At 66.5% G+C, this 21,446-nt stretch carries 27 protein-coding genes; 14 read left to right on the top strand and 13 right to left on the bottom strand.

All coding sequences use genetic code 11. The features are described 5' to 3' along the window. The first annotated feature begins 130 nt into the window (after positions 1-130). Together ACQ450_RS14375 and pth are read left to right on the top strand one after the other, a co-directional pair. The gene (locus ACQ450_RS14375; protein ID WP_431469785.1) at positions 131-775 is read left to right on the top strand and encodes a 50S ribosomal protein L25/general stress protein Ctc; all 645 of its coding nucleotides are present in this window, start codon (positions 131-133) and stop codon (positions 773-775) included. Between the two features lie 80 nt (positions 776-855). Then, positions 856-1,431, top strand: a complete 576-nt coding sequence (gene pth / locus ACQ450_RS14370; RefSeq protein ID WP_431469784.1) for an aminoacyl-tRNA hydrolase — start codon at positions 856-858, stop codon at positions 1,429-1,431. 49 nt (positions 1,432-1,480) lie between these two features. Here pth and ACQ450_RS14365 read toward each other — a convergent pair whose 3' ends face one another. The 3 genes from ACQ450_RS14365 to ACQ450_RS14355 form a co-directional block, all read right to left on the bottom strand. Beyond that, a complete protein-coding gene (locus tag ACQ450_RS14365; RefSeq protein WP_431469783.1) occupies positions 1,481-2,467 on the bottom strand; it encodes a transferrin-binding protein-like solute binding protein in 987 nt (328 codons plus the stop codon). A gap of 144 nt (positions 2,468-2,611) precedes the next feature. After that, a complete protein-coding gene (locus ACQ450_RS14360; protein WP_431469782.1) occupies positions 2,612-3,508 on the bottom strand; it encodes an oxygenase MpaB family protein in 897 nt (298 codons plus the stop codon). A gap of 33 nt (positions 3,509-3,541) precedes the next feature. Next, positions 3,542-4,099, bottom strand: a complete 558-nt coding sequence (locus ACQ450_RS14355; protein WP_431469781.1) for a hypothetical protein — start codon at positions 4,097-4,099, stop codon at positions 3,542-3,544. Positions 4,100-4,213: 114 nt separating this feature from the next. Between ACQ450_RS14355 and ACQ450_RS14350 the strand changes: the two genes are divergently transcribed. Then, a complete protein-coding gene (locus ACQ450_RS14350; protein WP_431469780.1) occupies positions 4,214-4,816 on the top strand; it encodes a TIGR02466 family protein in 603 nt (200 codons plus the stop codon). 69 nt (positions 4,817-4,885) lie between these two features. Beyond that, positions 4,886-5,986, top strand: a complete 1,101-nt coding sequence (gene ychF / locus ACQ450_RS14345; RefSeq protein WP_431469779.1) for a redox-regulated ATPase YchF — start codon at positions 4,886-4,888, stop codon at positions 5,984-5,986. 46 nt (positions 5,987-6,032) lie between these two features. On the opposite strand, the gene ACQ450_RS14340 is transcribed toward ychF, so the two are convergent. Then, entirely contained in the window at positions 6,033-6,410 is a 378-nt protein-coding gene (locus ACQ450_RS14340; RefSeq protein WP_431471237.1) for a MerR family DNA-binding protein, read from the bottom strand. A gap of 78 nt (positions 6,411-6,488) precedes the next feature. On the opposite strand from ACQ450_RS14340, the gene ACQ450_RS14335 reads away from it, so the two are divergent. From ACQ450_RS14335 to ACQ450_RS14320, 4 genes are read left to right on the top strand one after another with little or no spacing between them, the layout of a single operon-like run. Continuing rightward, the gene (locus ACQ450_RS14335) at positions 6,489-7,232 is read left to right on the top strand and encodes a MauE/DoxX family redox-associated membrane protein (RefSeq protein ID WP_431469778.1); all 744 of its coding nucleotides are present in this window, start codon (positions 6,489-6,491) and stop codon (positions 7,230-7,232) included. A gap of 25 nt (positions 7,233-7,257) precedes the next feature. Then, a complete protein-coding gene (locus tag ACQ450_RS14330) occupies positions 7,258-8,559 on the top strand; it encodes a hypothetical protein (protein ID WP_431469777.1) in 1,302 nt (433 codons plus the stop codon). A gap of 46 nt (positions 8,560-8,605) precedes the next feature. Continuing rightward, the gene (locus ACQ450_RS14325; RefSeq protein WP_431469776.1) at positions 8,606-9,856 is read left to right on the top strand and encodes an ectonucleotide pyrophosphatase/phosphodiesterase; all 1,251 of its coding nucleotides are present in this window, start codon (positions 8,606-8,608) and stop codon (positions 9,854-9,856) included. Positions 9,857-9,895: 39 nt separating this feature from the next. After that, positions 9,896-10,345: a MaoC family dehydratase gene (locus ACQ450_RS14320; RefSeq protein WP_431469775.1), complete on the top strand. Its 450-nt coding sequence runs from the start codon at positions 9,896-9,898 to the stop codon at positions 10,343-10,345. A gap of 23 nt (positions 10,346-10,368) precedes the next feature. Here the strand turns inward: ACQ450_RS14320 and ACQ450_RS14315 are convergent, their stop codons facing one another. The 5 genes from ACQ450_RS14315 to petA all read right to left on the bottom strand — a co-directional run bounded on the left by ACQ450_RS14315 (position 10,369) and on the right by petA (position 14,340). Then, positions 10,369-10,806, bottom strand: coding sequence for a hypothetical protein (locus tag ACQ450_RS14315; protein WP_431469774.1), 438 nt, complete (start codon positions 10,804-10,806; stop codon positions 10,369-10,371). 168 nt (positions 10,807-10,974) lie between these two features. Next, entirely contained in the window at positions 10,975-11,517 is a 543-nt protein-coding gene (locus ACQ450_RS14310; protein WP_431469773.1) for an adenine phosphoribosyltransferase, read from the bottom strand. A 64-nt stretch (positions 11,518-11,581) separates the two neighbouring features. Next, positions 11,582-12,436, bottom strand: coding sequence for a cytochrome c1 (locus tag ACQ450_RS14305; protein ID WP_431469772.1), 855 nt, complete (start codon positions 12,434-12,436; stop codon positions 11,582-11,584). A 16-nt stretch (positions 12,437-12,452) separates the two neighbouring features. After that, the gene (locus ACQ450_RS14300) at positions 12,453-13,742 is read right to left on the bottom strand and encodes a cytochrome b (protein ID WP_431469771.1); all 1,290 of its coding nucleotides are present in this window, start codon (positions 13,740-13,742) and stop codon (positions 12,453-12,455) included. A 13-nt stretch (positions 13,743-13,755) separates the two neighbouring features. Beyond that, complete coding sequence (gene petA, locus ACQ450_RS14295) at positions 13,756-14,340, bottom strand: ubiquinol-cytochrome c reductase iron-sulfur subunit (RefSeq protein WP_188054370.1); 585 nt, start codon at positions 14,338-14,340, stop codon at positions 13,756-13,758. 336 nt (positions 14,341-14,676) lie between these two features. Here petA and ACQ450_RS14290 point away from each other — a divergent pair, with 336 nt between their 5' ends. The 3 genes from ACQ450_RS14290 to ACQ450_RS14280 are packed head-to-tail and all read left to right on the top strand — an operon-like array spanning position 14,677 to position 16,606. Further along, on the top strand, positions 14,677-15,123 hold the full coding sequence (locus ACQ450_RS14290; protein WP_431469770.1) for a tRNA (cytidine(34)-2'-O)-methyltransferase: 447 nt from the start codon (positions 14,677-14,679) through the stop codon (positions 15,121-15,123). A 44-nt stretch (positions 15,124-15,167) separates the two neighbouring features. Then, on the top strand, positions 15,168-16,010 hold the full coding sequence (gene hemF / locus ACQ450_RS14285) for an oxygen-dependent coproporphyrinogen oxidase (RefSeq protein ID WP_431469769.1): 843 nt from the start codon (positions 15,168-15,170) through the stop codon (positions 16,008-16,010). Continuing rightward, a complete protein-coding gene (locus ACQ450_RS14280; RefSeq protein WP_431469768.1) occupies positions 16,001-16,606 on the top strand; it encodes a GNAT family N-acetyltransferase in 606 nt (201 codons plus the stop codon). Before hemF ends, ACQ450_RS14280 begins: the two co-directional genes overlap by 10 nt. Here ACQ450_RS14280 and ACQ450_RS14275 read toward each other — a convergent pair. Further along, entirely contained in the window at positions 16,564-17,316 is a 753-nt protein-coding gene (locus ACQ450_RS14275) for a hypothetical protein (RefSeq protein ID WP_431469767.1), read from the bottom strand. The genes ACQ450_RS14280 and ACQ450_RS14275 overlap by 43 nt on opposite strands. Continuing rightward, the gene (locus ACQ450_RS14270; protein ID WP_188054365.1) at positions 17,313-18,143 is read right to left on the bottom strand and encodes a hypothetical protein; all 831 of its coding nucleotides are present in this window, start codon (positions 18,141-18,143) and stop codon (positions 17,313-17,315) included. Before ACQ450_RS14270 ends, ACQ450_RS14275 begins: the two co-directional genes overlap by 4 nt. 99 nt (positions 18,144-18,242) lie before the next feature. Between ACQ450_RS14270 and lipB the strand changes: the two genes are divergently transcribed. The 3 genes from lipB (at position 18,243) to ACQ450_RS14255 (ending at position 20,108) form a co-directional block, all read left to right on the top strand. After that, positions 18,243-18,893 (top strand): lipoyl(octanoyl) transferase LipB, encoded by a 651-nt coding sequence (gene lipB, locus ACQ450_RS14265; protein WP_431469766.1) that lies wholly within the window; start codon positions 18,243-18,245, stop codon positions 18,891-18,893. 103 nt (positions 18,894-18,996) lie between these two features. Beyond that, positions 18,997-19,257, top strand: a complete 261-nt coding sequence (locus tag ACQ450_RS14260; RefSeq protein ID WP_188054363.1) for a hypothetical protein — start codon at positions 18,997-18,999, stop codon at positions 19,255-19,257. 182 nt (positions 19,258-19,439) lie between these two features. Continuing rightward, a complete protein-coding gene (locus ACQ450_RS14255; RefSeq protein ID WP_431469765.1) occupies positions 19,440-20,108 on the top strand; it encodes a hypothetical protein in 669 nt (222 codons plus the stop codon). A 12-nt stretch (positions 20,109-20,120) separates the two neighbouring features. On the opposite strand, the gene queE is transcribed toward ACQ450_RS14255, so the two are convergent. Further along, entirely contained in the window at positions 20,121-20,753 is a 633-nt protein-coding gene (gene queE / locus ACQ450_RS14250; RefSeq protein ID WP_431469764.1) for a 7-carboxy-7-deazaguanine synthase, read from the bottom strand. A 2-nt stretch (positions 20,754-20,755) separates the two neighbouring features. Beyond that, entirely contained in the window at positions 20,756-21,445 is a 690-nt protein-coding gene (gene queC, locus ACQ450_RS14245) for a 7-cyano-7-deazaguanine synthase QueC (RefSeq protein ID WP_431469763.1), read from the bottom strand. Between the last annotated feature and the right edge of the window lies 1 nt (position 21,446).

Below are 21,446 nucleotides of genomic sequence, written 5' to 3'. Positions count from 1 at the left end.
GTTTCAGGGCGCGCGTGCTTGCCCTTTACGCGCGTCTCCCCTATAGGCGCGCGCTTGTCGTGGCAGGGTCATCCCTGGAGGCCTGCCCGGCGAAATGGACTGAACACATCAAGCGCATTCGGAGACTGCAATGAGCGAACAGCTTACGCTGTCGGCCGAGACGCGCGACCGGGCTGGCAAGGGAGCCTCCCGGGCGCTTCGTCGAGAAGGCCGCGTGCCCGCCGTGATTTACGGCAACAAGGAAGATCCCGTCATCATCCACGTCGAAGAAAAGGCGCTGATGAAGCTCCTGATGACGGGCCACTTCATGAACTCGGTCGTGATGATCGAAGGCGCCGGCAAGAAGGCCGTGCGCACGCTGCCGAAGGACGTGGCGTTCGATCCCGTCACCGATCGTCCGGTGCACGCGGATTTCCTGCGCATCTCCGAACATGCCAAGGTGCACGTCAACGTGCCCGTCGTGTTCACCGAAGAGGCGCTGGCTCCGGGCATCAAGCGGGGCGGCGTGCTGAACATCGTGCGCCACGAAGTCGAGCTGGTGGTCGATGCGGCGAATATCCCCGACCAGATCGAAGCCTCGCTGAAGGGCCTCGAGGTCGGCGATTCGCTGCACATCTCGGCGGTCGCGCTGCCCGAGGGCGCCACTCCGGCGATCACCGATCGTGACTTCACCATCGCCACCGTCGTCGCGCCGTCGGCGCTGAAGTCGAGCGAAGGCGACACGACGACCGAGGAATCCGGCGAGGCTGGCGAGGCCGAGGGCGAAGGCGAGTAAGCCTTTCCTCGATCCTCCGGGTCCGATACGCCGCCTCCGCACCCCGGTGCGGGGGCGGTGTTCGTTTTGGGGAAGTGTCCATGCAGCTCTGGGTCGGCCTCGGCAATCCGGGCCCGCAATATGCGATGCACCGGCACAATATCGGCTTCATGGCGCTGGACGCCATCGCCGAAGTGCACAGCTTCGGGCCGGTGAAGAAGCAGTTCCAGGGCTGGACCCGCGAGGGCCACGTCGGCAGCGCCAAGATCCTGCTGCTCAAGCCCGGGACCTATATGAACGAAAGCGGCCGCTCGATCCGCGCGGCGACGGATTTCTACAAGCTGGCGCCCGAGGAGGTGACCGTCTTTCACGACGAGCTCGATCTGCCGCCATTCAAGGTGAAGGTGAAGGCCGGCGGCGGCACTGCCGGACACAACGGGCTGCGCTCGGCCGGTCAGCACATCGGCCCCGATTTCCGGCGCGTACGGATCGGAATCGGCCATCCCGGCCACAAGGATCGCGTCACCGGCCATGTTCTCGGCAACTATGCCAAGGCCGAGCTGGAGGACCTCACCGATCTGCTCGGCGCGCTCGCTGCCGAAGCGCCGCGGCTTGCCGAAGGAAATGACGCGCGCTTCATGAGCGACGTCGCGCTCCGGCTCCAGCGCGACGTCTGAGCGACGTGGGAGCGGGCGGCGGGCGCGATGCCCCGCCGCCCGCGCCTGCTCAGTTCTTGTTGCCGACGACGGTACCGATGATCCGATATTCGGTGCCTGCGGCCGCGCCCGATGCGACGAAGCTGATACCGATCTCTTCGGCCGCCGAGCCGTAATAGCCGCCGCTGAACAGGCCCGGCACCAGGCTGGTCGTCCCGAAATTGCCGGTGAACAGGTTCGCGCTCACCGGAACGCCGGCCGTGCCTTCGATCGTGCCGAGCGGCGTAACGACGCCGCCGGCATCGACTCGGCTGAGGTTCATCGAGAGCGTTACGAGGCCGCTCGAGAAGTTCACCGACATCGTGACCGTACCGTCCAGCCGGTCGATCGCCGTCGCTCCGCCCATCACGCTCACCACGCGGCCGGACACGCGCGACGTATAGGCGGCGGTCCCGGTCGTCGGAACGTCGGCTACGACAGTGGGATAGCCGAACACGGTGGCCGTGATCCGCTTCTGCCCTGCCGTGGTGTCGCCCCGCCACCAATTGGCATAGCTCACGCGCGTCAGCGCCTTGATCGTCTCGTTGCTCGAGACGCGATCCGGGATGCTGTTGTTGAGGAATTCGATCTGCGAGAATTTCCCGCCGGTGCCGGTCTCGCGGAAGACATATTCCGGAACAGTCGTCGCAGGCTGGACCGTCAGTTCGGCGTTGTTGAACCGCGTCTCCTCACTCGCCTCGGCGATCACATACTCGCCGCTCGTGATGTTGTTGTTGACTGCCAGAGTGACACGGCCGGTGCGCGTCTCGGTGGTCGCCGGCCCAAGCGTAACCGCGCCGGTCGCGGGGTCGCCGGTGTAGCTCGTTCCGGCGGAGATCGCCGTGAACTGGGTGGCCGCGCTCAACGGAAATGCAGTGTAGGTGGGGCTCGCCGTCGGCGTAGGCGTCGGCGACGTGGTGGGAGTGGGCGTCGGCGAAGCCGAATCGCCATTGTCGCCGCAGCCGCTGAGCAGCACGGGGACGGCAATTGCGCTGAGAAACAGGCTCCGGCGGATCATCGATACTCTCCACGATTGGTGACGTTGCGCGACTGCAACGAATTGGTCTGTACGCAGCCTGAACGGCAGCATCAATTTGCCCTCCAAAGCCGCTGCGCACCCGCAAATCAAGCCTTGCCTGCATTTACCTTCAGATGCCCCGATTCACGCGGCCGTTCGCCCGTGACGATCGGAGGACAAGCCCATCCGCTGCAGCGCCTGCGCGGCCGGACTCGACGGCAGGTGCGTGCGCTCGGCAAGCTGCGCAAGCGCCTTCAGCAGCGCACGCTCGCCGGGCCGCGGCCTGGGCTGGCCGGCGAGGCCGAGCTGCCGCCGCAGGCTGGGCGGAACGAGATCGACTGCCGCGCGCACGGCCACGCGCTGCATCGGACGCAGCGGCAGCGGCAGGATCGGCGCGGTCCGCAGGATGTCGAGCAGTTCGCCCAGAATCGGCGACGGTTCGAGCGTCGGCTGCATGCGCGCAAACACCGCATCCACTGCGCCCTGGCTCAGCGGCGGCTGCTGCACGCCATACAGCGCTGCGCCTGCTTCCGCCTCGGCATAGTAGCGATCCCGCTGCGCTGCGCCGATCGGCCGCACATAGGCGTGATAGGCTTCCAGAAAGCCGTACGCCGCCGTCACCTGTACCCACAGCAGCAGCTCCGGATCCTCGGCGGAATAGGCCAGCCCCTCCGGCGTGGTGCCGGTGATCCGGCCGTGCATCCGCCGCACCCGCGCCGCCATCGCTTCGAAGCTGCTGCGGGCGCCATAGACGGTGACCATCGCGGCCATTCCGGTGCGCCGCAAGCGGCCGGCGGGATCGCGCCTGAAGCTCGAATGGTCCCACACGCCGTGCCGCACGCGCGGCTCGCCCAGTTCGAGCAACACCGCGGCCATGCCGCCGATGTACATCGAAACAGGATTGGCGAAGACGCGCCAGGATACCGAATCCGGTGCGATCACCGAAGGCTCCCCCGGCGGCAGCGCGAAGTCGAATTCCGCCGGGCCGAGCAGCTTGGCCGAGAGCCGGTCGAGCGGCGTCGAGAGCAATGCGTCGATCATCGACGCACTAACGCGGCAACACCTCGCCTGGTCTCAGGCGCCCTTGTCCTCCAGGCTGTTGCGCAGCGCCTCGATCCGGAACATGCGCGCGTTCTTGTCAGGACCGGCAAGCGGTCCCTCGCCCATTTCGGCGACTTCCTGGATACAGGATGCGACGATCTGGAAACCGCGACCGGCCGAGCTTCCGCCGTCGCCGCCCGCGCGGAAGACATTTTCCACCTGATCGGCATAGGCCCAGTCGAGATAGGCGTCGAGGTTCGCCTGCGACAGCTCCGGCTGCGGCGGATCGGCCGCAATCACCGTTTCGCCGAGCCGATTCTCGATGCCCGAACGAAAATAGCTTCGATAGATGTCGAGATCGCCCACATCGGCTTCGCGCAGCGCCGCTTCCTGCCAGCGGATCGCGCCGAGGCACTGGACGTCATGCGCGAGGCCCGCCGCCAGCAGCTGCTCCTGATACTGCGCCTGGCGGTTCGCCGCCGCATCGGCCGCCGCCTTTTCCGCATCCTCGCCGCCGCCGCAACCGGCAATGGCCAGCGCAAGCGCCCCCGTGAATGCGAAGCGCGCGGTCCGGCGCAGAGTGGCGGTCATAGCGGCATCCTTCCCGTTCATGCTCTCGCCCCGGTTTCGCGACGGCGCCGCTGCATGTCAACGCCACTGCGGGTGGCGCTTGCAATGGCGCCCGGCGCATGCTGAGCGGAAGCCATGCCGGTCCGCAGCCTGTTCGCCACGCGCTTTTACGAAGCCGCCATCGCGCCCGCGCTCGTCGCCGAGCTGGAGGAAGCGTGCCGCGCGCTGGCGCAGGAGGATCGGGCCGGCCGCGCCTGGTCCAAGGCGCACGGCTATCGCGGCTACACCTCCTACGCCTCGCTCAACGATCTGCCCGAGCGCGATCCGCGTTTCGACGACCTGCAGCGCGCACTGCGCCGCCACCTCGCCGATTTCGCCGAAGCCTGTGCGCTCGATCTCGACGGCAAGCGGCTCAAGCTCGACAGCCTCTGGGTCAATGTGATGAAGCCCGGCGCGGTCCATTCGGGCCATATCCATCCGCACAGCATCGTCTCGGGAACCGTCTATGTCGCGGTCCCGCCGGGATCGGGCGCGCTGAAACTGGAGGATCCGCGCCTGCCGATGCTGATGGCCGCCCCGCCGCGCCGCGCCGACGCGCCGGAGGATCTTTCCACCTTCGTCTATGCCGAGCCGAAGCCGGGTAGCGTCTTTCTGTGGGAAAGCTGGCTGCGCCACGAAGTGAAGCCCAATCAGGCGAAGGGCGAGCGGATCAGCGTGAGCTTCAACTATCGGCTGTAGCCGAGCCTCTGGCCTTGCCCGGCCGAAACCCCTATCCGCTCCCCTTCCCCTTCACATCAGGAACGATCCATGGGTTTCCGCTGCGGCATCGTCGGCCTTCCGAACGTCGGCAAGTCCACGCTTTTCAACGCACTCACGCAAACCGCCGCGGCGCAGGCGGCGAACTATCCCTTCTGCACCATCGAGCCCAATGTGGGGAATGTCGCGGTTCCCGATCCACGGCTCGACAAGCTGGCGGAGATCGCGGGTTCGGCGAAAAAGATCGAGACCCAGCTCGCCTTCGTCGACATCGCGGGGCTGGTGCGCGGCGCCAGCAAGGGCGAGGGCCTGGGAAACCAGTTCCTCGGCAACATCCGCGAAGTGGACGCGATCGTCCATGTGCTCCGCTGTTTCGAGAACGACGACATCCAGCACGTCGACAACAAGGTCGATCCGATCGCCGACGCCGAAACGGTCGAGACCGAGCTGATGCTCGCCGACCTCGAGAGCCTCGAAAAGCGCGTCCCCAATCTCGTCAAGAAGGCGCAGCAGGGCGACAAGGAAGCGAAGATCCAGGCCGGCGTTCTCGGCAAGGCGCTCGATCTGCTGCGCGAGGGCAAGCCGGCGCGGCTCACCGAAATCGCCGACCACGAAGAGGCGCGCGCGTTCGAACAGGCACAGCTGCTCACCGGCAAGCCCGTGCTCTACGTCTGCAACGTCAACGAAGAGGATGCAGCCGACGGCAACGCATTCTCCGCGCGCGTTTTCGAGAAGGCCAACGCCGAGGGCGCCGAAGCCGTGGTCGTTTCCGCGGCGATCGAGGCCGAGATCGCCACCATGCCGCCCGAGGAGCGCGGCGAGTTCCTCGCCGAGCTCGGCCTTGAGGAGACCGGCCTCGCGCGTGTGATCCGTGCGGGATACAAGCTGCTGAACCTGCTCACCTTCTTCACGGTGGGGCCCAAGGAAGCGCGCGCCTGGACGGTGGAAGCGGGATCGAAGGCGCCGCAGGCCGCCGGCGAGATCCACACCGATTTCGAACGCGGCTTCATCCGTGCCGAAACGATCGCCTTTGACGATTATGTCGCACTGGGTGGCGAAAGCGGCGCGCGCGACGCGGGCAAGCTGCGCCAGGAAGGCAAGGAATATGTCGTCCACGACGGCGACGTGATGCTGTTCCGCTTCAACGTCTGAGGCAGCATGGCCGGGTCAGGGGCGTCGAGAGAGCGCGCCCGGGGGTTCACGCTTCGAACGCTGCGATGATCGGGCACGGTCCCGCCTCTCCCGCCGCGCATTCGCGCGCGAGCTGCGCCAGTGCGCCACGAGCCGCTTGCAGTTCCGCGATCCTCGCGTCGAGGGCCGCGACTCGCGCTCGCGCCATTTCGCGGGCGCGTGCCCGATCGTTGCCGGCATCCAGCGCGAGCAGCTCGCCGATCTCCTCCAGCGTGAAGCCCGCCGCCTGCGCCGAGCGGATGAAGCGCAGCCGCCGTAGGTCGGGAGCGCCGTAGCGACGCACGCCTGCGCCGCGGGCGGGCGTGTCGATCAATCCGCGCCGCTGATAATAGCGCACCGTCTCCACGCCCACTCCGGCGGCCGCGGCCAGCTTCGCGATCGTCATTGCAGTCACGACTTGACTCCGTACCATGGTACGGACGCTATATCGCTTGCCGACTGCGAACGAACAAGGATCGGCACGATGGCCGCGCACGCGAAGACGGCGACTCTCTATCGCATGGTGATGGACAAGCACCTGTGCCCCTATGGGCTGAAGGCGCTGCACCTCCTGAAGCGAAAGGGCTATCGCGTCGACGACCAATGGCTCACCTCGCGCGCGCAGACCGACGCGTTCAAGGCCGAGCACGACGTGACTACGACGCCGCAGACCTTCATCGGCGGACAGCGAATCGGCGGCTACGACGATCTGCGCCGCCACTTCGGCCTGCCGGTGCGCGATCCGGATGCGACCAGCTACCGGCCGGTGGTCGCGGTCTTCGCGATCGCGGCGGCGCTCGCACTGGCGGTCAGCCATGCTGCGCTGGGCACGCCGTTCACCGTCCGTGCCGCCGAGTGGTTCATCTCGATCAGCATGTGCCTGCTGGCGATGCTCAAGCTTCAGGACGTCGAGCAGTTCGCCACCATGTTCCTCGGCTATGACCTGCTCGCGCAGCGCTGGGTGCCCTATGGCCGCATCTATCCCTATGCCGAAGGGATCGCAGGCGTACTGATGACTGCCGGCACGCTCACCTGGTTTTCGGCGCCGCTGGCGCTGTTCATCGGCGGCATCGGCGGCGTGTCGGTTTTCAAGGCCGTGTATCTCGATCGTCGCGAGCTGAAATGCGCCTGTGTCGGCGGCAGCAGCAGGGTGCCGCTCGGCTTCGTCTCGCTGACGGAGAATGTGATGATGGTCGTCATGGCGATCTGGATGGTGCTCGGCCACTGACGGCCCTTCTGCGGAGATCTCGAAAATGATCCGTTTCGCCTCGATCGGCGGCGCTGCGCTGGCGCTGCTCGCGAGTCCCGCTGCCGCGCAGCACGTCGGTCGTGACGGGCACGAGGGGCACGAAATGCCTGCGCCGCCCACCGCGGCGGCAAGGGAGAGCCATGCCGATCCTGCCGTGCCGAATGCGCCCCTTCCGCTTGCCGCCACCTATGGCTCGGGAACGGCTCGGCTGCCGTCGGCAGAAGGCGGGATGCACGGGCTGCATCTCGCAACCGGCGACTGGATGGTGATGGCGCACGGCTATGTCTGGGGCGCCTATACCGACCAGTCGGGCCCGCGCGGCGACGAGATGGCGTTCGTCGGCTCGATGGCGATGCTCACCGCCGGGCGCGAATTCGCCGGTGGGGCACGTTTCGAGGCACGCACGATGCTGAGCCTCGAGCCGCTGATGGGCGCGCCCGGCTACCCGAATGTCTTCGCGACCGGCGAGACGGCGAACGGCGAAGCCCTCGTCGATCGCCAGCATCCGCACGATCTGTTCATGGAACTCGCGGCTCGAGTCGATGTGCCGCTCGGCGGCGACGTCAGCGGCTTCCTCTACGGCGGACCGGTCGCGGAGCCTGCGCTCGGCCCCTCGGCGTTCATGCACCGCGGCTCGGCGCGCTACATGCCGCTCGCCCCGATCACCCACCACTGGTTCGACAGCACGCATATCACCTATGGCGTGGTCACCGCCGGCATCGCCACGCCGCGTTTCCAGATCGAGGGATCCGCCTTTCGCGGCCGCGAGCCGGACGAGGCGCGCTGGGACGTCGAAACGCCGAAGCTCGACAGCTGGAGCCTGCGCGCGAGCTGGACGCCGACGCCGAACTGGGCGCTCCAGGTCAGCCACGGGCGGCTGGAGAGCCCCGAGGAACTGCATCCCGGGCAGGACGAGGCACGTACGACCGCCAGCGTGCACTATTCGGCCGGGGGCATTGCGACCACGCTCGCCTTCTCGGCGAAGAACCGCGTTCCGGGCGACACACTCACTGCCTGGCTGGCGGAAGCGAACTGGAACCTCGATGGCCGCAACAACCTGTTCGGCCGAATCGAGAGCGTCGCCAACGACGAGCTGTTTCCGGATCATCATCATTCGCTGCACGACCGGCAGTTCCGCGTCGCTCGGTTCGAAGCGGGCTATGCCCATCGCCTGCCGCTGACAGGCCCGCTCAGCCTCGCGCTCGGCGGTTCGCTGGCCGCGTTCGACCGGCCAGAGGCGCTGCGGAGCGCCTATGGCGATCCGTTCGGCTATACGCTGTTCGCGAGGCTGTCGCTCGGCGATTGACGTCCGCCGTCACATTGCTGACCCCAAGCTGGGGCAGAGGGCGGGCATGCATTGGTCCAGCAAGATTCTCGCCGCCGGCGTCGCCGCGCTGCTTCAGGCCTGCGTCACTGCGCCCGCCATCGCCCCCGAGCCGCCGACCGCGCCTGCGGCGCCGGCCATTGCCGAAGTGCGCGAGCCGGTCACGATCCTCGTGTCGATCGACGGCTTCCATCCCGACTATCTTCGGCGGGGAGTGACTCCGGTCCTCTCCGGCCTTGCCGCGCAAGGCGTCGAGGCGTCGATGCGCCCCTCCTTTCCGACCAAGACCTTCCCCAACCACTATACGATCGTCACCGGGCTGCGCCCGGATCGCAGCGGCATCGTCGCCAATCGTTTCGAGGATCCCGAGCGGCCCGGCGAGACCTTCACCATGGCGACCAGCGATTCGCATTATTGGGAACAGGCCGAGCCGATCTGGGTGGCGGCGGAGCGCGCGGGCATCCGCACTGCGACGATGTTCTGGCCCGGCTCGAACGTCGAGATCCGCGACACGCGTCCGTCCGACTGGCAGCAATTCAACCAGGAAGTGAGCGGGCGCCAGCGCGTCGATGCGATCATCGATTGGCTGCGCCGGCCGCCGACCACGCGCCCGGAGTTCCTGACGCTCTATTTCGATACCGTCGACACCGCGGGCCACCGCTTCGGCCCGGAGGCGCCCGAAACCACGGCGGCGGTTGCCGAGGTCGATTCATTGATCGGGCGGCTGACGGCCGAGCTCACCGCACTCGGACAGCCCGCGAACCTCGTGATCGTTTCGGATCATGGCATGGCGGCGACGCACGAGGATCGCATGATCCGGATCGATCGCATGCTTCCCCCGGAATCCTTCCGCGCGGTCGAGACCGGCCCCTATGCCGGCATCGTCCCGGCGGAGGGCGCCGAGAATCAGGTGGCCGCGACGCTCCTCACGCCACACAAGCACATGCAATGCTGGCGGCGCGAGGATATTCCCTCCCGCCTTCACTATGGCAGCAATCCGCGCGTACCGCCGATCATCTGTCTCGCCGAGCTGGGCTGGCTGATCCTGGCCGCCGATCCCGAGTGGCCGATCACCGGCGGCAGCCATGGCTGGGACAATGCGGCGCCCGAGATGCGCGCGCTGTTTCTGGCCAGCGGCCCGGCGTTCGCGGCGGGGCGGACGCTCCCGCCGTTCGACAATGTCGCCGTCGAACCGCTGCTCCGTCACCTGATCGGCTTGCCGCAGCGCGATGATATCGACGGAACGATCGCGCCGTTCGAAGACGTGCTGCTTCGTTGAAGTCTTGCGCGGCATCGGTTTTCATCCGAAACGACTGGCATGCGCTATCTGGAAGATATCGAGGTCGGCACCGTCTCGCGCTTCGGCAGCTATGCGGTCACGCGCGAGGAAGTGCTCGACTTCGCCGGGAAATATGATCCGCAGCCGTTCCACCTTTCCGACGAAGCCGCCGCGCAGACGCATTTCGGCCGCATCGCCGCGAGCGGCTGGCATACCTGTTCGATGACGATGGCGATGATCGTCGAGAATATGAAGGAGCACCCGCAGGCAGGCCTCGGCGCGGTAGGCGTCGACGAACTGCGCTGGGTGAAGCCCGTCTATCCCGGTGACGTGCTACGCTGCGAGAGCGAAGTGATCGACGTACGTCCCTCGACCAGCCGGCCCGAAATGGGCAGCGTCAAATCACGCACGACTACCTTCAACCAGAAGGACGAGCCCGTCCTGCGTTTCACGGCGATCGCGCTGATCCGTCGCCGCCCGAACGAGTAGCGTCAGCGGCTTGGCGCGCCGGCTCAGTTTCCGTCCCGCCGCCAGCGCCAATGCTCGCGACGATCCTGACGCCAGTCGCGGCGGTCATCGCGATAGTCGCGCCGCTCGTCACGGCGGAAGTCGCGCCAGTCCGATCGCATGTTCCGGCGGTCGCCACGCCACGCCTGGCGCCGCGTTTCCCAATAGTGCCGCTGCGCCTGATTCCAGCGATAGCGGCGGCGGTTGCTGTCATAGACGTACACGCCGGTGCCGGGATAATAATAGTCGTTGTACCAGCCCCAATAGGGGCTGCCGTATCGGTTGTCGTAATAGCCGTTGCCGTAATATCCATCGTCGTAATAGCCGGTCGACCCATAGCCGACCGAGACGCCCGAATAGCCATAGCCGTCGGTGCAGCCGGCCAGCGCAAGGGCTCCTGCCGCGGCAGCGGCGATCAGGGCGGGCTTCGTCAGAAAAGGCATCGGATCGGTCCTCGCATCGCAGTGTGGCGCGGAGGGCGGACCGGCTCGCAGGCAAGGCGCGCCCGCGCCGTTGATACTCGGACGAACCCCGCAGTCTCGCGAAGGGTTCCCGAATCTCTACCACGATGGCGCGCGATCGGCCGCTGCAGCCAGCGGCGATGCGGGGAGTCAGTCGCCTTCGAACGCGACGAGCGAGCGCACCGTAATTCCGTCTTCGCGCAGTGCCTCGGCGCCGCCCAGATCGGGCAGATCGACGACGAAGCCCGCCTGCTGCACAGTGGCGCCTGCCTTGCGCAGCAGCCGTACCGCCGCGCGCGCGGTGCCGCCCGTGGCGATCAGATCGTCGACCAGCAGCACGTTCGCGCCGGGCGCGCAGGCATCGGCATGGATGGCGATCCGATCGGTGCCATATTCGAGCGCATATTCCTCGGCGATAGTAGCGCCCGGCAGCTTGCCGTCCTTGCGGATCAGCAGCACGCCTGTGCCGAGCTTGATCGCCAGCGGGGCGGCGAACAGAAAGCCGCGCGCATCGACTCCGGCGACGAGATCGATCGGCGCCTCCACCTGCTCGGCCATGCGGTCGATGGTGAGGCGCAGCCCTTCGGGGTCGAGCAACAACGTGGTGATGTCGCGGAACTGGATGCCGGGTTTGGGAAAGTCCGGAATCGTCCGGATGCGGCTCCGGATGTCCTCGTTCTCGGCTTCGGCCACGGCCGCTCTCCCCTCGCCTAATCGCTTTCGGCCATCCTTCGAACCGGCCTCCTGGGGCGGAAGCTCAGTGCTTCACGCCCCGCCACACGGTCAGATAGGCCCCATAGGCGAGGAAGCTCGCGATGATCAGGAAGATCACGCTGGCCAGGCCCGCCTGATGCCGCGTCTCCAGCGTCGGCTCGGCCGTCCACACGAGGAACGCCGAAACGTCGCGCGCCATCTGTTCCACGGTCGGTCGCGTGCCGTCCACATACTGCACCTGCCCTTCGGAGGTCAGCGGCGGCGGCATCGCGATGTTCAGCGTCGGGAAGAAGCGGTTGAAATACAGCCCCTGCGGCGTCGTGAACTCGGGGAACTCGTGGCGCAGCTCGGCCGAGGGATCGCCATAGCCGATCAGCAGCGAGTAGATATAGTCGGACCCGCCCCCGCGCGCCTTCGCGATCAGCGTCAGATCCGGCGGAACCGCATTGTTGTTGGCCGCACGCGCCGCGACCTCGTTCGCATAGGGCGACGGGAAGCGGTCGGACGCAAGGTTCGGACGCGTCGTGGCCTCACCCGTGTCGGGATTGATCGAGGGGGTTTCGATCGGCCACTGCGCCGCGATCGCCTTGATCTCGGCCTCGTTGTAGCCGATTCCTTCGAGCTCGCGGAACGAAGCGAGCCGCAGCGAATGGCACGAGGCGCAGACTTCCCGATAGACCTGGAAGCCGCGCTGCAGCTGCTGCCGGTCGAAGTGACCGAACGGGCCGTCGGAGGGAAGATCGAGCGACACCGGTTCCTCGTGGAACTCGTGCTCGACCGTCTCCTCGGCGGGCTCGTTGATGGCACCGGCGATGATGCCGATCATGCCGAGCAGCAAGACGCCGACGAAGCCGAGGCCGATCAGGAATTTGATCGATTTTACGAAGAGCGCAGACATTGTTCCGGAGTCCCCTTTACGCGCTCACTGCGGATTCGCTGACGCGGCTTCCGCTCTCACCCTTCAGCACCGCTTCGGTGATCGAATTGGGCAGCGGGCGCGGGCGTTCCAGACGCGAAATGATCGGCACGATGATCAGGAAGAAGGCAAAGTAGTACGCCGCGGCGATCTGGCTGATGACCACGTTGACCGCGACCGGCTCGGCTCCGCCGACATAGCCCAGCACCAGCACGTCGAGCACCAGGATCCAGAAGAACACACGGTAGACCGGCCGAAAATTGGCCGAGCGCACCGGAGACTTGTCGAGCCACGGCAGGAAGAACAGCAGCAGGATCGAACCGAACATCGCCAGCACGCCCCAGAGCTTGGCCGGGATGATGAAGTCCACCGTGAACGCCTTGAGGATCGCGTAGAACGGCAGGAAATACCATTCGGGCACGATGTGTGCCGGCGTCGAGAGCGGGTTCGCCTCGATGTAATTGTCCGGGTGCCCCAGCATGTCGGGGTAGAAGAAGATCAGCACCGAGAACACGAGCAGGAAGATCGCGAGCCCGAACCCGTCCTTGGCCGTGTAATAGGGGTGGAACGGAACGGTATCCTGCTCGCCCTTCACTTCCACGCCGGTCGGGTTGCCCGAGCCGGGGATGTGCAGCGCCCAGATGTGGAGGATGACCACGCCCAGGATCACGAACGGCAGCAGATAGTGCAGCGAGAAGAAGCGGTTCAGCGCCGCGTCGTCCGGAGCATAGCCGCCGAGCAGCCAGATGCGGATCGTGTCGCCCACCACCGGAATGGCGGAGAAGAAGCCGGTGATCACCTGCGCGCCCCAGAAGCTCATCTGCCCCCAGGGAAGCACATAGCCCATGAAGGCAGTCGCCATCAGCAGCAGGAAGATCACGACGCCGAGCAGCCAGATCATCTCGCGCGGCGCCTTGTACGATCCGTAGAACAGACCGCGCGCCATGTGGATATAGACCACGATGAAGAACATCGAGGCACCGTTGGCGTGCGCGAAGCGCAGGAACCAGCCGGCGTTCACGTCGCGCATGATCGTGCCGTTGACGCTCTGGAACGCTCCGGCCGCGCTCGAATGGAAGTGCATCGCCAACACGATGCCGGTGACGATCTGCACCACCAGCGCCACCCCGGCGAGCACGCCGAAGTTCCAGAAATAGTTCAGGTTGCGCGGTACCGGATAGCCGGCGCCGACCGCGTTATACACGAAACGCGGAAGGGGAAGCCGACTGTCGACCCACTGCATGAGCGGATGCTTCGGCACATATTGTTTTGCCCAGGGAAAGCTCATTGCAGCCTAGTCCTCAACCCACCACGATCGTCGTATCAGACGTGAATTCATAAACCGGCACTTCCAGGTTCGTCGGTGCCGGGCCCGAACGGATGCGGCCCGCGGTGTCGTATGCCGAACCATGGCACGGGCAGAAATAGCCGCCGAACGGACCCTTGTTCTCGCCCGCGCCGGCGCCCAGCGGCACGCAGCCCAGATGCGTGCACACGCCCAACGTCACTAGCCAGTTCGCCTTGCCCTCCTTGGTCCGCTCCTCCAGCGTCTGCGGATCGCGCAGATCGCCGATCGGCACGGCGTCGGCAGCCGCGATCTCGGCGGGCGTGAGGTTGCGCACGAAAAGCGGCTGCTTGCGGAAGGTCGTCTTGATCGCCTGACCCGGCTCGATCGCGGAAAGATCGACTTCGGTCACCGACAGCGCGAGCACGTCGGCGGAAGGATTCATCGAGTTGACGAGCGGCAACACGACCACGCCGGCACCAACGCCGCCGAAAGCGATCGCAGCGATCTGGAGATAGTCTCGACGGCGCGGGTTCTCGAGCACCTCGCCACCAGGTCCGACCGTCTGGTCGGGGGAGACACCATCATCAAGCGTTGCCATGCTTCAGCCCTTGCACTTCGACTTCTTCCGCGCGGGACCGCGCGATACCGGAACAGGGACGCGGATCGCGCCCGGGCCTCCCGGTACCCCCGGCGGCTGGCGGGCCTGATAGACGCGACGCGGCGGCTTTGCCAACAGGCATTTTGACCGGGATGTTACGGAGCCGCTGCGCAAACCACCCTAGGGGAATTGCCTGACCCCGGCCGATCGCCGCGCCCGGCGCGGTTTTGCCGAGGGCGCGCGCCCATGGCAGGCTGCGGTCGCGCGGTGAGGATTCGCCGCGCCCGGCGCTGTTGCCGCAGCGACTCCACGCACTCTTCTTCTACCGGAGCCTTCATGCGCGTCGCGCTCTACGAACCCGATATCGCCGGCAATGTCGGCACGGTCCTGCGCACCGCCGCCTGCTTCGGTGTCGACGTCGACCTGATCGAGCCGATGGGATTCCCCTGGAGCGATCGCGCGCTCGCCCGCGCCGGAATGGACTATGCCGCCCAGGCACAGGTGAAGCGGCACGCCGACTGGGAAGCCTTTGCCGGAGCGGCGAGCGGCCGCATCGCCCTGTTCACTACCCATGGCACGGTCCCCTTGCCCGAAGCGCGGTTTCGCCCCGGTGACACGCTTCTCTTCGGCTCGGAAAGTCGCGGTGTGCCGGAGGACGTCCATGGCTTCGCCGACCTTGCGATCCGCATTCCGCTCCGGCCCGGCATGCGCTCGCTGAACGTCGCCGTAGCCGCTGGAATTGCCCTCGCCGAGGCACTTCGCCAGACCGACGGCTGGCCCTGAGGCGCGATTTGCCTACGCGAGTCGGCCTCGCTACCAGCGCTCCCATGCAACCGCTCGACGACCGCCAGACCGCCGCCCGCCAGTGGTTCGAATCGCTGCGCGATTCGATCTGCGCCGAGTTCGAGGCGATCGAGCGCGAGGCCGGCTCCGACGCCTCGTTCGCATATACGCCCTGGGATCGCACCGATCCGTCGGGCGAGCCCGGCGGCGGCGGCGTTCGCGGCGTGATGAAGGGGCGCGTGTTCGAGAAGGTGGGGGTCAACGTCTCCACCGTCGGCGGCAGTTTCGAAGGCGATTTCGCCCGGACGATTCACGGCGCGGCCGAGGATCCACGCTTCTTCGCCACCGGGATCAGCCTGGTCGCGCACATGGCCAATCCGCATGTGCCTGCGGTGCACATGAACACCCGCTATCTGGTCACGACCAAGGCATGGTTCGGCGGCGGCGCGGACCTCAACCCGCCGATTCCCTATGATGCGGACACCGCCGAATTTCACGCCGCACTGAAAGAGGCGTGCGACGCGCATGATCCGGCCCATTATCCGCGATTCAAGCAATGGGCGGACGACTATTTCTACATCCCCCACCGCAAGGTGCACCGCGGCGTGGGCGGCATCTTCTACGATCACCTCGAAGGCGATTGGGATGCGAACTTCGCCTTCACTCGGGACGTAGGGCGCGCCTTCCTCGACGCGTTTCCGAGAATCGTGCGGCGGCGGATGGAAACGTCCTTCACGGATACGGACAAGGCGCGCCAGCTCGAATGGCGCGGGCGCTATGCCGAATTCAACCTGGTGTATGATCGCGGCACGCTCTTCGGGCTCAAGACCGGCGGCAACATCGACGCCATTCTGATGAGCCTGCCGCCCCAGGCGACATGGGACTGATCCCCGTCGCGGACGGCGACGTCGCCACCATCGTCACGTCGCTTGAAATGCGCGAGCGTCCCCGCCCTGCCCCGCTGCCGCCGTCATCGCTCGCGCTGCGCCGCTGGCGCGCGCCCGATCCGGATCGCTATCGCCTGCTCTTCCGCCGCGTCGGCGCTCCCTGGCTGTGGTTCTCTCGGCTCGCCATGGGCACGCAGCAGCTAGAGGCGATTCTTTCGGACGATCGAATCGAAGTCTATGCCGCCACCGACCGGGCCGGAATCGAAGTGGGAATGCTCGAGCTCGATTTCCGCGAATCCGGGCAGTGCCAACTCGCCTATCTTGCGCTTGTGCCCGAGCTGGTCGGAAAGGGGAACGGCGGCTGGCTGATGCACCAGGCGCTTGCCCTCGCCTGGCGCAAGGGAGTCGAACGGGTCTGGGTTCATACCTGCACGCTCGACCATCCATCGGCGCTGGGATTCTATCGTCACTACGGGTTCGTGCCGTATCGCCGCATCGTCGAGACCTTTCCCGACCCGCGGCTCGCCGGCATATTGCCGATCGAGGCGGCGCCTCAGATCCCGTGCTTGGGCCGCGACTCCGACAGCCGGCGATAGGCCGCCGTCTGAACGAGCACCATCGCCAGCGCGACCGCCGCGGCGACCGTTGCACCCAGCGCATCGAGAAGCGCGCGAACCGCGTCGCCAACAAACCCTTCGAGGCCGAGGCCGAGGTAAAGCTCACCGATCAGTACCGCGCCGAAATAGCCGACCGAAAAGATCACCATCGTCGCCAGAAGCAACAGCCAGCCGTTGCCCTGCGTCAGTCGAAACGCGCGCACCAGCGCATCGCCGGGCCCGCGCCCGGGCTCGGCCATGACCACCGCTCCGGTCAGGAACGTGCGGCCGAGCAGATACAGGCCGGGCAGGATGAAGATCATCCAGCCGGCCGCGATCAGCGCCATCGCTGCGGCATAGACGAGCACATAAACCGGCAGCCGCCGCAACGCCGCCGCCATTGCCTCTCCGGCGGTCGGCCGGCGCTCGGCGAGCAGCAGCGCGAACAGCACCGCACCCCCGAACAACTCGACCAGCCGCTCGGCGAGCAGCCAATGGGCATTGGCGGTGAACCACTGGACCATCTGCGCGAACGCTGCCTCGGCGGTCGCCTCGCCTGCCTCCGGCGCAGGCTGCGGCACTGGAACGAAGAGCCGGAAAGCATAGGCGGGGAGGAAGAAGAAAACGCCCGCGATTCGTACGAGCAGATCACTTTCCTTGCGCCACAGTGCCAGCGCGTCGGCGAACACGCCGGCGAAATCGAGCCTCATGCCGGAGACACGGCGCGCTCGCGCTCGCTCACGAGCGCGACGTAGAGCTTGGCCTGGAAGACGGCGGCGATCACCGCGAACGCCGTCTGCACCGCCGCCACCGTCACCGACGTCAGCACGCCGGCCAGCGTCACCCCGTCCTCGCCACCGGCGATCAGGCGGAAGATCGACCCGAACACCCACAGCGCGGCGGAACGCGCGACCACCAGCATGAGCAGGAACAACAGCAACACGCCGACGATCGCCAGCACATGCCCGCGCGTGAGTGCGAAGGAGCGCCGAATGGCATCGAACATCCGTCGCTCGTGGACGATCAGCGGGCTGAGGGGCATCAGCCGCGCGGCCGCCCAGATCAGGAACAGGACCAGCGCGATGCAATAGAGCGCCACGGCCCATGCGAGCGCAGGCGGCAAATCCAGCGCCATATCGCCCGTCGCGATCAGCAGGCCCGGATCCTGCCCGCCCAGCGCCAGCAACAGCGGCACACCCAGGAAAAGCACGAAAAGAACCAGCATCAACGCGATCCACACCGCGAGCGCAGGCAGAAGCCGGCGCCGGGCGACGTTGCCGGCATCGGCCGTCGCATTGGCATCGGCCGCCATGGCGATCAGCGCCAGCGTGCCCCACAAGGACAGCAGCGCGAACGCCACCGAGATCAGGCTCAGCACCAGCTCCAGCCCGGCGCTCGCCGTATCGCGCGCCGCGGGAAAGTTTCCCTCGATCGAGGCGGGCACGAAAAAGGAGATCAGCGCGATCGGCAGTATGACGCCCAGATTGTCGCTTATGAACTCGGCAGTCCTGTCCCAGACAGTGCCCATCTTCACCATCGGTGGCGCTTCCCCTTGAGGCTCGGCGGGGTGTTAGCCGATTGCGGCTCGGCTTGCCAATGCTTGCGCAATCGGCCGCTACGGCGCAATCGGGCGGGCATGGAAACGCTGGTCAACGGCATCGAATGGCGCACGGAACCTGCGCCTGTTCCTTACCCCGAGGCGCTGGCGGCGATGGAAGAGCGCGCGGCCGCGATCATGCGCCGCGAAGCCCGCGAGCGCGTGTGGCTGCTCGAACATCCGCCGGTCTATACCGCCGGAACAAGTGCCGATCCGTCCGAGCTCATCGATCCCCGCTTCCCGGTGCATGCCACCGGCCGCGGCGGCCGCTACACCTACCACGGTCCGGGGCAGCGCATCGGTTATCTGATGCTCGACCTTCGCGAGCGGCGCCGCGACGTGCGGCATTTCGTCCATGCGGTGGAGGGCTGGGTGATCGCAGCGCTGGCGCTCCACGGCATCGAAGCCTTTGCCACCCCCGACCGGATCGGAATCTGGACCCGCACGGGGGGAACGGAAGCGAAGATCGGGGCGATCGGGGTGCGAATCAGGCAGTGGGTGACGCTGCATGGATTTGCCGTGAATCTATCGCCGAATCTGGCCGATTTCGCCGGCATCGTGCCCTGCGGGATCGCGAAATACCCGGTAACGAGCGCCGATCGACTGGGCATCTCGATCACGCATAGTGACTTTGATTCGTCTCTTTTTGCCACATTTCCGCCATTTTTGGACGGACTCGCCCCACCCTGACGAAAACCACTCTTGAGGGCTTCCGCCGAAGCGTCTAATGTCTACCCCGATTTGGGTATTAACGGCCCTTCGCCGTCCAAATCCATATCTAGGGAGCTTTTACATGCGTGCACTTCTCTCCAAGCTCGTCGCGGGTTCGATGATCGCCGGCGCCGCCCTCGCGGTTTCGGCCTGCACCGAAGAAACCACCGTCGCGGTTAACGAAACCTCGAACGAAATCGTTCCGATCGACGAAATGGGCGCCGACGAGAACATGGTCACCACGCTCGATGCGACGGACAACCTGACCGACATGAACATGATGGACGACACCATGGACATGAACACGACCATGGACAACACCATGGTCGCCAACGAGATGTAAGAACCGCGCGTTGCGCAGTTCTGCGGGGCCGCCCGGGCGACCGGGCGGCCCCGTTTCGTTTCCGCAACTATCCGCAGTGTCCCAAGGGGCAGCGATCCGCCGCCGTTTCCCTTGCAAAAAGCTCTTGGGAGCCGCGCCAAAACACCGTACCGGATGGGGCGCGACCAGGCGAAGAGGATAGCATGTTCGTTCCGCGTTTCGTACTCGTGCTGGCTGCTGCGGCCGGCCTTTTCGGCGCCGCCCCGGCGTCCGCACAATTCTTCTTCAAGTCCGCCGACCTTGCCGGCCCACGCGTCACCGGGGCCGAGCCCGGTATGACCGGACCCGAGCTTCCCCAGGCAACGCCCGAGGAACTGCGCGCGGCCCTGGTGTGGAACCTGCGCGCCGCACTCAACGTCGCGGCGCTCCAGTGCCAGTTCGAGCCGACGCTGCTGACGCTCAACAACTACAACTCGATCCTGACCGAGCATAAGGACGAGCTCAAGACCTCGTATGAAACGCTCGAGCGCTACTTCAACCGAGTCTCGCCCAGTCGCCGGGAAGGTCAGGCGGAGCTCGACCGGTTCGGCACGCGGGTCTATTCGGGCTTTTCCACGGTTTCGGCGCAGCTCACCTTTTGCCAGACCGCCGCTTCGATCGCCGACCAGGCGATCTTCACCGAAGAAGGCGCGTTCGGCGATCTCGCCCAGTCGCGGATGCGGGAACTGCGCAACAGTCTCGTCCCCTGGGGCGAGCAACTCGCTCCCGAGCAGCAGAGCGCCGAGATTCTGATGCCGAAAATGCCTCCGTTCGGCGAGCGACGCTGCTGGCGTCGCGACGTCTATCGCGAGCGGCGCTGCGGCCCGCTATAGGCGCAAGCGGCGCTAGCGCAGCCCCAGCAACTTGTGCGTCTGGAGCGACAGCCGCCACTGCGGCCGCTCCAGCACGAAGCGAACCGCTGCCGCGACATTGGCTTCGCCACGGGCATCATCCATCGGCTGGACGAGGCGATGGCGAAAGTCCCAGCGTTCCAGCTCCTCGACGTCGGTGCCCGGCTGCGGCCAGACGAGCTTGAGCTCGTCGCCGGAACGCTGCACCACGTCGCTTGCCGCCTTGGGGCTCACGCAAACCCAGTCGATGCGCGGATGCACGGGCAAGGTCCCGTTGGTCTCGATCGCGATGCGAAAGCCGCGCGCATGCAGCGCATCGACGAGCGAATCGTCGATCTGCAGCATTGGTTCGCCGCCGGTCAGCACTACGAAACGGGCTTCGCTGCCCTCACCCCAATGTTCCTCGGTCGCGCGTGCGAGCGCATCGGCGTCGGCGAAGCGGCCGCCGCCGGCTCCGTCCGTGCCGACGAAATCGGTGTCGCAGAAGCGGCAGACCGCCTTCGCACGATCCGCCTCACGGCCCGACCAGAGGTTGCAGCCGGCGAAGCGCACGAAGACGGCGCGCGCGCCCGCGTTCACGCCCTCGCCCTGGAGCGTCAGGAAACTCTCCTTGACGGCATAGCTCATGCTCAGGGCGCCGTGGCGTAGACCGTCGGGTCGCGCAGCCGGGCCTCGACAAAGCCCTTCGAGCGCAGCCGGCAACTGTCGCACAGGCCGCAATGCACGCCTCCGGGCGCCGGATCGTAGCACGACCAGCTCAGCCCCGCGTCGAGCCCCAACCGATCCGCCTCGCGCGCGATATCGGCCTTGGTCATGTGCTGGAGCGGCGCATGCACGCGGAACGAATCGCCTTCGACTCCCGCCTTGGTGCCGACCGCGGCGAGCCGCTCGAACGCTTCGATGAACTCCGGCCGGCAATCGGGATATCCCGAATAATCGAGCGCGTTGACGCCGATGAACAGGTCGCGCGCGCCCGTCGCTTCCGCCCAGCCGAGCGCGAGACTCAGAAAGATCGTGTTCCGCGCAGGCACATAGGTAACAGGTATATCGGCGCCGACACCATGCTTCGGCACGTCGATCGCGGCGGTAAGCGCCGAACCTCCGAAGGCGCGCAGATCGATCGGGAGCACCACATGCCGCTCGGCGCCCAGCGCGGCCGCGATGCGCCGCGCCGCTGCCAGCTCGACCTGGTGGCGCTGATTATAGTCGATGGAGAGCGCCAGCAGCCGATAACCGGCCTCGCGCGCGCTGGCGGCGGCGACCATCGAATCCAGCCCTCCGGAGACGAGGACGACGGCAGCGGGAGCAGAGTTAGTCATC

The organism is Sphingosinithalassobacter sp. LHW66-3, from assembly GCF_050703275.1.
GTDB lineage: Bacteria > Pseudomonadota > Alphaproteobacteria > Sphingomonadales > Sphingomonadaceae > Sphingomonas.
This window is presented reverse-complemented; position numbering and strand designations above follow the sequence as displayed.